Genomic DNA, 8662 nt, shown 5'->3' on the forward strand with positions numbered 1-8662 from the left:
GCGATCACCCTGGTTGCGCCGACGTGGGAGCCGGTGGTCCGCTGGGCTGCTGCGACCGGGCCGGCTGCGGTGGACGTTTCACGACATCGCGTGCGGTGACGGTACCGCCGCGTCGGGCACCGGTGACCACGATCCGGTCCCCGACGGCGAAGTCGTTCTGCTGCTGCGGCATCCGCGCGGTTCCGAAATGGGTGCCGCCGGTGATGTCGACGGTCACCGTCTTGTTGTTGCGGGCATGGACTGTCCAGGCTTGGCCGTTGATCGCGGTGATCTGGCCGGCCACCGCGCGTCGTCGCTGGGCTGCGGCGCCCTGGTGGGGGGTCTTGCCGTGATGGGATCGTTCGGCCGCGGCGACCCGCTTCGGAGTGGAGTCGTGGCCGATCGCCCAGCCGATCCCACCGCCGACGAGGCCGCCGATGACGAGTGCGACGATGCCGATGAGCACGGCCGTGCGCTGCGTACGCCAGAACGGCGGCTTCGCCGGTTGCGGCACGGTCGGTGGTTGCGGCCCGGTCGGCGGCGGTCCCGGAGGCAGCGGCGTCGTCGGGTCGCCGGCCGGATATGTGCCCGGCGCGGGGTGGTCGTGCGCCGGTTCTCTCGGCTCTTCGATGTCTGACATGCGACCACCGTAGAGCGGTCGCCTGCATGTGAACTGAAGACTTTCTGAAGGTTGTGGCCCTGACCGGATCGGCCATGCGGTCCGGGAGGGTGCTGTCGGCGTGATTCTGTGGCAACTGTTCACTGATTGAACGAAAGGAATTGTGGTCATTGAGGATTCATTCCACAAGGCCTGCCGGCCGAACGTTCTGCTAGACCGGAGCCATCGCAAGATCGTCCACGGGAATTCCGTGATCGACGAGTCAGAGCGTGCAGTTCACCAGGACCGGCTCGGGATGCAGCGAGACGCCGAAGGCGGCGGCGACGCCGTCGCGCACATCGCGCGCGAGGGCGAGGAGTTCACCGGTGGTGGCATTGCCCCGATTGGTCAGTGCCAGAGTGTGTTTGGTGCTCAGCCGGACAGCGGAGTCCGAGCCGGGATAGCCCTTGACGTAGCCGGCGCGTTCGATGAGCCAGCCGGCGGAGAGCTTGATGCCGTCGTCGGCAGGGTAGGTGGGCACTACGATGTCCTGCCCAAGACGAGAAAGGATGCGTTCTCCGATCGCGGGGGCGTCGTCGGTGCGCACGATCGGATTGGTGAAAAACGAACCCGCACTCCAGGTGTCGTGATCGTCGGGATCGAGGACCATACCCTTGCCCGCGCGCAGGGCGAGTACCGTCTCGCGCACGGCGCGGGCGTCGGCCCGACCGCCTGTGTCCACGCCCATCGCGGCGGACAGTTCACGGTAGCGCAGCGATCGGCTGACGCGGCCGCCGTTGAGCCACAACGAGACCGCGACCACGACCAGCTCGTCGCGATGTTTGAGCCGGGAGGTGCGGTAGGCCAGGCCGAGTTCGTTGGGCGCAATCCACCGCAGCGTCGCCGCCCGGCGATCGAGGACCTGCACCTCGCGCAGGATGTCGGCGACTTCGACGCCGTAGGCGCCCACATTCTGAACCGGGGTGGCGCCCGTCGACCCGGGGATGCCCGACAGGCACTCCAGACCGCCGAAACCCTCCGCGACGGTCGCGGCCACCAGATCGTCCCAGGTGACGCCGGCGTCGGCGGTCACGAAGGCGCGTCCGGACTCACGGTCGGTGCCGAACTCGATCTGGCTGCTCTCGACGCGGATCGCGGTTCCGGCGAACCCTTCGTCGGCGATCACCAGGTTCGAGCCGCCGCCAATGACGAGGACCGGCTCGGCGGCCGTATCGGCGGCCAGGATCTCCTCGACCAGGGAACGCGTGTCGTCGCAGCGGATCAGGGCCCGTGCCGGGCCGCCGATTCGTAGGGTGGTCAGGCCCGCCAGCGGCACACCGGACTGCAGCGAAGTGTCGGTCACGGCCCAACGGTAACCTGCCCGCGCCGCACGCAGCCGCCGCGCTCCGGCGGCGTCGAGTAATCTCTCATCCCATGGCGAGCCCGCTGAATCACTCGGTGTCCTATCCCTTCTCCACCGATCGGTATTGGGAGATCGTGTCGACCGAGCAGTACTGGCGCGATCTGCTCGAGGCCACCAACTCGAGCCACGGCCGGCTCGAGTCGTTCACCGACGACGGCACCACGATCACCGTCGAGATGCTGCAGGGAGTCCCCGAGGACAGGTTGCCGTCGATCGTCACCAAGGTGCGTCCGGGGGACCTGGAGATTCCGCGGATGATGCGTTTCACCCGGGACAAGAGCACCGTCACCGGAGCGATGACCGCGTCGGTGTCCGGTGCGCCCGCCGACGTCGATGGTGAACTCGTGGTCTCCGGCGACCCGGCCACCGCCGCGTACACAGGCAACGCCAAGGTCGCCATTCCCTTCGTCGGCGGCAAGATCGAAAGCGCCGTCATCGAGCAGTTGGTGGACCTGCTGGAGAACGAACAGGAGAAGACGGTGGCCTGGGAGGCCGCTCACCGATGACGTAACCTAACCGTTATGGCACGACGTCTCAGCTACTCCGCGCGCTATACACATCCCGTGGCGAAGCTCTACGAAGCCCAGAGCACCCGGCAGTATTGGGATGACATGATGGCGGGCTTCCAGATGATCTCCCCGCATTGCGAGGTCGAGGACTTCCGGTCCGACGAAACCGGCCTGAAAGTGGTGCTCAAGCAGCACATCGGCCGCGACCAGCTCCCGCCGCTCGCCCAGACCGTCCTGATGAAGGACATGGTCATCACACGCGAGGAATCGTTCGGTCCGTTCGATCCGGACAACACCAAGGGCGACTACACCGCCTCGATCCCGGCCGGCCCGGGAAATCTGCAGGGCTGGCAGGAACTGTTCCCCACCGACACCGGCTGCACCCTCCGCAAGACCAGCGAGGTCAAGGTCTTCATCCCGTTCATCAACAGCAAACTCGAGCAGCTCATCGCGGTGAACCTCGTCGACCTGTTCCGCGCGGAAGCCGAATACGCCAAGGACTGGGTCCACAAGAACCTGTAGCCGCCTCACGCCGCGGCACGGAAGAGGGCGCGGGAGAAAACGATGCGTAGTGACTCGCGCCGTGGCGCCAAGCCGTCCGGCCGGGTGACCCGCGGCACCACCAACATCAATCGCCTTCGGCGCGTCGACCGCTGGATGGCTCACGAGCCGGCGATCATCGCCGCGCTGACTTCCGAACCGCGGCCGCTGATCGTCGATCTCGGCTACGGCGCCCGTCCGGACACCTGCGTGGAGATGGCCCACCGATTACGGCCGGTGGCCCCCGACCTGGAGATGGTCGGTCTCGAGATCGACCCCGAGCGGATCGTCGAACCCTACGATCGGGTGCGCTTCGCGCTCGGCGGGTTCGAGCTCGCCGGTTTGCACCCACACCTGGTCCGCGCCTTCAACGTCCTGCGGCAATACGACGAACACGAGGTGGCACCCGCGTGGGCGCAGATGATCGCGCAACTCGCACCCGGCGGATTGATCGTCGAGGGCACGTGCGACGAGATCGGCCGCCGCTGCGCCTGGGTGCTGCTCGACGCCGACGGTCCCCGGCAACTCACCCTGTGCTGGGCGCCCGCACACACCGCGCGGCCCTCCGAACTGGCCGAACGCCTGCCCAAGGCGCTCATCCACCACAACGTGCCCGGTGAACGCATCCACGAACTACTCGCCACCGCCGACCGCTGCTGGGACAACGCGGCCGGACAGACGGTCTTCGGTCCGCGTGCGCGCTGGCGGCAGACGCTGCACCTGATGCGCGACGCCGGGATCGACGTCGAGATCCCACGCGGGCGCGTCGTCGACAATCTGTTGACAGTGCCCTGGGAGACGGTGGCCGTCCGCGGGTAGTTTGGCCACATGCGAATCGCGATGGCCCAGATCAGCTCTGGAACAGATCCGGTCGCCAACCTGAGCCTCGTCGACGAGAAGACCGCACAGGCCGCGTCCGCCGGCGCCGATCTCGTGGTGTTCCCGGAAGCCACGATGTGCCGCTTCGGCGTGCCGCTCGGCCCCCTCGCGCAGCCATTGGACGGCCCCTGGGCGCAGCACGTCTCACGCGCCGCCGCCGATCACGGTACGACCATCGTCGCCGGCATGTTCACCCCCGCTGACCATGGCCGGGTGGCCAACACGCTGCTCGTCGCGCATCCGGACGGCCGGCGCACCGGATACGACAAGATCCACCTGTACGACGCCTTCGGATTTCGCGAGTCCGACACCGTTGCCGCCGGCGAAACGGCGGTGACCGTCGAGGTCGACGGTGTGCGCGTCGGTCTGGCGACCTGCTACGACATCCGGTTTCCGAGACTGTTCACCACCTTGGCCGCCGACGGCGCCGAGGTGATCGTGGTGCCGGCGTCGTGGGGAGCGGGGCCCGGAAAGGTCGGACAATGGCAGACGCTGGCCACCGCGCGGGCCCTCGATTCGACGGCGTTCGTCGTCGCCGTCGGACAGGCCGAACCGGCCGATGACGGGCGTCGTTCGGGTAGCGCACCCACCGGTGTCGGGCATAGCCAAATCTCAGATCCCTTCGGTAGCGTGGTCGCTTCGTACGCGGGGCCGTCGAGGTTGGGTGTGCACACCCTCGATCTGGGGCTCGTCGCCACCGCCCGCGAACAGCTCGCAGTGCTCGCCAACCAGCGGGAATTCGGCTCTGCCGCATCGCCGGTAGCCGCGCACAAGCCCTGATCACGCAAGAACCGAATCGCTAGGACGGAGTTGCATGGCCGACGACACGACCGACGAACCCCGTACCCCAGCGGGTCACGAGGATCCGGACATCACCAAGCGGGTCGGCCGGGGTGACGACGCGAGCGCCGCGCCGAGCGACGAAGCCGCGAGTCCGGTGAGTGGCCCGCCGGAAGCCGGCAGTGCGGCAAGCGGGAGTGCGGCAAGCAGTAGTGCGGCAAGCAGTAGTTCGGCAAGCGGGGATCCGTCGCCGGACACCGAGCAGTGGGAGACGGCCACCACCGCCCAGCATTCGCGCGCCTACTCGCAGATCGGCGAGGCCACCACGACACCGGTGACGCCGCCCCCGCCGGAGCCGCGACCGCAGACCACACAGTTCACGACGGGCCAGAACCCGGTCGGCAGCGGTGGCTTCGCGCCCGCGCCACCGGCCGGCGGACCCCCGACGGGATCGTCGCCGACCGGACCCGGAGTCGTCACCAGCGCGCCGGGCCGACGCCGCACCGGCAGGTTCATCGTGCTCGGTGTCGTCGGGCTGGTGCTGGTGATCATCATCGCGCTCGTCGGCTCCGAGCTCTATCTGCGCAGCCGCGCCACGGACTGTCTCGAGCAGCAGTTCGGCGCACTCACCGGGCAGCCCACCAATGTGTCGATCAGCAAGAAACCCGTTCTGCTGCAAAAGTTCTCGAACAATTATCCGTACGTCCAGGTCGACACCAGCGACTCGAATGCCACCCAGATGCAGCTTCACGCGCGCGCCGACGGCGTCAGCCAGAACGGTGGTTCGGTGAAGGTCGACTCGCTCTCGGGCACCGGCTTCGTGCCGTTCCAGCGGGTCATCGAGATGAGCAAACAGGGCCAGCTCGCCGGTGGCGGTTCGCCGAACGGTGGCGGCAACAACGGCGCCAACGATCCAACGACCGGCGCCGGCGGTGCGGGCATCCTCTCGGGCACCCAGGTCTCGGCGGTGACCGGCAACGCCGCCGACGGCACGATCAAGGTCGACGCGTCGGTGCAGGTCGCGATCTTCCCCGTCCCGGTCAGTCTCACGATGAAGCCGGTGGTCGATCAGGGGCGGGTGCGTTTTCAGGTCGAGCAGGCCAGTGCTTTCGCCTTCGGCATCCCGGCCGATTTCGCCCAGCAGTTCGTGGACGGATTCGGCGACTCACTGTTCGGTGAACTCACCAAGGAAATCAAGGTCTCCTCGCTGAAGGTGACCGATTCGGGAGTCGACTTCGCCGTCACCGGCAAAGACGTCGACCTGAGTTCCGCCGGGGGTTCGGGGGCCGGATCAGGGGCGAGCTGCTCGATCCTCTGACCGCGCCCGGTCGCTGCTCGGAGGCCAGGGCGTCGGCACCCCGGGTACGCTCGGAGATGTCCGATTTCTGACCCCGTTCCGGAGGAACCCGTGGGCTCGCTGATTCTCATCGTCGTCGTCATCCTGCTCGTGATCGCAGTGGTGGTGGTGACGCAGCGGCGGTCGAGCGCCACCACCACCCGGGTCCTCGACGACGCCAAGGCCGACGCCCGGCAGGCCATCGAACGCCTCGGCGGGCAGGTGTACATGCTCGTCGGTGACTCTCCGGCGTCCAAGCAGGCACTAGCCGACGCCGCCGAACGCCTGACCGCCGCCGGATCCCAGATCGATCAGGCCACCAGTCCGGCGCAGGCCGGGCTGGCCAAGCAGACCGCGGTCGAGGGGCTCTACTACATCCGCGCCGCCCGTACCGCGATGGGTTTGGACCCGGGTCCGGAGATCCCCGAACTCGCCGGTCGCAAGAGCGCCGGTGAGGTCACCGAGAACCGTGAGGTCGAATTCGAGGGCCGGCAGGTGCAGGCCTCGCCCGCGCCCTCCCCGAACACCCCCAACTACTACCCGGGTGGCCGCGTCGCCGGTCGTCCGGTTCCGGCCGGGTGGTACTCCGAACCCTGGTGGAAACCCGCGCTCGTCGCCGGCGCCTGGGGCGTCGGATCGATGTTTCTGTTCTCGGCAATGTTCTCCGGCATGGCCGGGGTGAACTACGACGCGACCGCCTTCGAAAACGGCGTCGGCGACGGCAGCGACGGCGGCGCAATCGATTCCGGCGACTACGGGGATTCCGGCGACGGCGGTGACGGCGGTGGTGACGCAGGCGGGGGAGACCCGGGTGGGGGTGACTACGGCGGGGGCGATCCGGGTGGCGGTGACTACGGCGGTGGCTTCGGCGATTTCGGGGGCGGCGATTTCGGGGCCGGCGATTTCGGTGGTGGTGGGGACTTCGGCGGCTTCTGACCGCCGGATCTGCTCGCCCCGGCCCGTACCTACTCTGCGAAGCCCGCGAGCACTGCGCGGCTACCCGACAGCCCCAGCCGGTTGGCGCCGGCCGCGATGAGTTCGGCGGCGAAACGCGCGTCGCGGATACCGCCCGACGCCTTCACCCCGACCTGCGCCGGTACCGCGGCCCGCATGATCTCGACCGCGCGCACGCTCGCGCCGCCGGCCGGATGAAAACCCGTCGAGGTCTTCACGAAACTCGCACCGGCCCGCGCGGCGCGGCGGCAGACCTCGACGAGGGTCTCCTCGCCGGCGAGTTCGAGCAGGGCCGCCGACTCGACGATCACCTTGAGGACGATCCCGTCACCGACGGCCTCGCGCACGGTGAGCACGTCGGCGAACACCTCGTCGAACTTGCCCGACAGCGCCGCGCCGACGTCGATCACCATGTCCACCTCGTCGGCACCGGAATCCACGGCCAGCCGGGCCTCGGCAGCCTTGACCAGCGAATGATGTTTACCCGACGGGAAACCCGCGACCACACACGTCCGTTGTGCGCCGGTGTCGATGGGCAGCGTCGACGGTGAGAGGCACACCGCGTACACGCCGAGGTCGGCGGCCTCGGCGACGGTGGCCAACACGTCGTCGTGAGTGGCCTCGGGCTTGAGCAGGGTGTGGTCGACGAGGGCCGCGACATCGGCTCGGCGTAGGTCGGTGATCGTCACACAGACGAGCTTGGCACACTGGAGGATCGTGACCCCCGCCGACGCCGCCTCCCCTCGTATCGCGACTCCCGCCGCCGCCGACCGCCGCTACGTGCTCACGCTCGGCTGCCCCGACCAGCTCGGTATCGTCGCGCGGATCTCATCGTTCCTTGCCGAGATCGGCGGCTGGATCACCGAGGCCGCCTACCACTCCGACGCGGACTCCGGCTGGTTTTTCACCCGGCAGGCGGTGCGCGCCGACTCGGTCGCCATCGGCCTCGACGAGGTGCGTACGCGCTTCGCCGAGATCGCCGCCCAATGGGGACCGCACACCGACTGGCAGGTCACCGACACCGGCGAACAGAAGTCGGTGGTGCTGCTGGTGAGCAAAGAGAGTCACTGCTTGACCGATCTGCTCGGCCGCGCGGACCGCGGCGAACTGCCGGCCACGGTGTCGGCGGTCCTCGGCAACCATCCCGACCTGCGTGAGCTCACCGAACGCTTCGGCGTGCCGTTCCATCACGTGCCGTTCACCGGTCCCGACGGGAAGTCCGGTGCTCGCGCCAGACGAGCCGCCTTCGATCAGGTCGAGGCGATCGTCGACGGCTACCGCCCCGACGCGGTGGTCCTCGCGCGGTTCATGCAGATCCTGCCGCCGGAACTGTGTGAGGCATGGAACGGCCGCGCCATCAACATCCACCACAGCTTCCTGCCCAGTTTTGTCGGCGCACGTCCCTATCACCAGGCGTTCGCGCGTGGCGTCAAATTGATCGGCGCCACTTGCCATTACGTCACCGCCGACCTCGACGACGGTCCGATCATCGAACAGGACGTCACCCGCATCGATCACACCGACACGGTGCCTGACATGGTCCGTCAGGGCCGCGACATCGAAACACTGGTTCTCGCAAGGGGATTGCGCTGGCACCTCGAAGATCGGGTACTGGTCCGCGGCCGTAAGACTGTGGTGTTCAACTGACCCGGATGGTGTCGGGG

The 8662-nt window shown here is 68.2% G+C and carries 10 protein-coding genes; 7 read left to right on the forward strand and 3 right to left on the reverse strand.

Features of this window, described 5'->3' with window-relative positions; all coding sequences use genetic code 11:
• Positions 1 to 4: 4 nt before the first annotated feature.
• Together ACLQ3C_RS11455 and ACLQ3C_RS11460 are read right to left on the reverse strand one after the other, a co-directional pair.
• Positions 5 to 619 (reverse strand): DUF5666 domain-containing protein, encoded by a 615-nt coding sequence (locus ACLQ3C_RS11455; RefSeq protein ID WP_425705188.1) that lies wholly within the window; start codon positions 617 to 619, stop codon positions 5 to 7.
• A 241-nt stretch (positions 620 to 860) separates the two neighbouring features.
• Positions 861 to 1940: a UDP-N-acetylmuramate dehydrogenase gene (locus tag ACLQ3C_RS11460; protein WP_425705189.1), complete on the reverse strand. Its 1080-nt coding sequence runs from the start codon at positions 1938 to 1940 to the stop codon at positions 861 to 863.
• A 71-nt stretch (positions 1941 to 2011) separates the two neighbouring features.
• Here ACLQ3C_RS11460 and ACLQ3C_RS11465 point away from each other — a divergent pair, with 71 nt between their 5' ends.
• The 6 genes from ACLQ3C_RS11465 to ACLQ3C_RS11490 all read left to right on the forward strand — a co-directional run bounded on the left by ACLQ3C_RS11465 (position 2012) and on the right by ACLQ3C_RS11490 (position 6980).
• Positions 2012 to 2506, forward strand: coding sequence for a DUF2505 domain-containing protein (locus ACLQ3C_RS11465; RefSeq protein WP_425705190.1), 495 nt, complete (start codon positions 2012 to 2014; stop codon positions 2504 to 2506).
• 15 nt (positions 2507 to 2521) lie between these two features.
• Complete coding sequence (locus tag ACLQ3C_RS11470) at positions 2522 to 3031, forward strand: DUF2505 domain-containing protein (protein WP_425705191.1); 510 nt, start codon at positions 2522 to 2524, stop codon at positions 3029 to 3031.
• Positions 3032 to 3073: 42 nt separating this feature from the next.
• Entirely contained in the window at positions 3074 to 3868 is a 795-nt protein-coding gene (locus tag ACLQ3C_RS11475) for a class I SAM-dependent methyltransferase (protein ID WP_425705192.1), read from the forward strand.
• Positions 3869 to 3877: 9 nt separating this feature from the next.
• Complete coding sequence (locus ACLQ3C_RS11480) at positions 3878 to 4708, forward strand: carbon-nitrogen hydrolase family protein (protein ID WP_425705193.1); 831 nt, start codon at positions 3878 to 3880, stop codon at positions 4706 to 4708.
• A gap of 34 nt (positions 4709 to 4742) precedes the next feature.
• The gene (locus ACLQ3C_RS11485; protein ID WP_425705194.1) at positions 4743 to 6026 is read left to right on the forward strand and encodes an LmeA family phospholipid-binding protein; all 1284 of its coding nucleotides are present in this window, start codon (positions 4743 to 4745) and stop codon (positions 6024 to 6026) included.
• A gap of 90 nt (positions 6027 to 6116) precedes the next feature.
• Entirely contained in the window at positions 6117 to 6980 is an 864-nt protein-coding gene (locus ACLQ3C_RS11490) for a DUF1542 domain-containing protein (protein ID WP_425705195.1), read from the forward strand.
• Between the two features lie 29 nt (positions 6981 to 7009).
• On the opposite strand, the gene deoC is transcribed toward ACLQ3C_RS11490, so the two are convergent.
• Positions 7010 to 7687: a deoxyribose-phosphate aldolase gene (gene deoC, locus ACLQ3C_RS11495; protein ID WP_425705196.1), complete on the reverse strand. Its 678-nt coding sequence runs from the start codon at positions 7685 to 7687 to the stop codon at positions 7010 to 7012.
• 25 nt (positions 7688 to 7712) lie between these two features.
• Here deoC and purU point away from each other — a divergent pair, with 25 nt between their 5' ends.
• A complete protein-coding gene (gene purU, locus ACLQ3C_RS11500; protein ID WP_425705300.1) occupies positions 7713 to 8645 on the forward strand; it encodes a formyltetrahydrofolate deformylase in 933 nt (310 codons plus the stop codon).
• Positions 8646 to 8662 lie beyond the last annotated feature (17 nt).

Source organism: Gordonia sp. DT30, from assembly GCF_049844915.1.
In the GTDB taxonomy this organism is placed as follows: domain Bacteria; phylum Actinomycetota; class Actinomycetes; order Mycobacteriales; family Mycobacteriaceae; genus Gordonia.

What these genes read in the sequence shown, in the direction of transcription:
- ACLQ3C_RS11470 (WP_425705191.1), top strand. Translation starts at nt 2,522, where the DNA reads ATGGCACGACGTCTCAGCTACTCCGCGCGCTATACACATCCCGTGGCG.
- ACLQ3C_RS11485 (WP_425705194.1), top strand. Translation starts at nt 4,743, where the DNA reads ATGGCCGACGACACGACCGACGAACCCCGTACCCCAGCGGGTCACGAG.
- ACLQ3C_RS11465 (WP_425705190.1), top strand. Translation starts at nt 2,012, where the DNA reads ATGGCGAGCCCGCTGAATCACTCGGTGTCCTATCCCTTCTCCACCGAT.
- ACLQ3C_RS11480 (WP_425705193.1), top strand. Translation starts at nt 3,878, where the DNA reads ATGCGAATCGCGATGGCCCAGATCAGCTCTGGAACAGATCCGGTCGCC.
- ACLQ3C_RS11475 (WP_425705192.1), top strand. Translation starts at nt 3,074, where the DNA reads ATGCGTAGTGACTCGCGCCGTGGCGCCAAGCCGTCCGGCCGGGTGACC.
- ACLQ3C_RS11455 (WP_425705188.1), bottom strand. Translation starts at nt 619, where the DNA reads ATGTCAGACATCGAAGAGCCGAGAGAACCGGCGCACGACCACCCCGCG.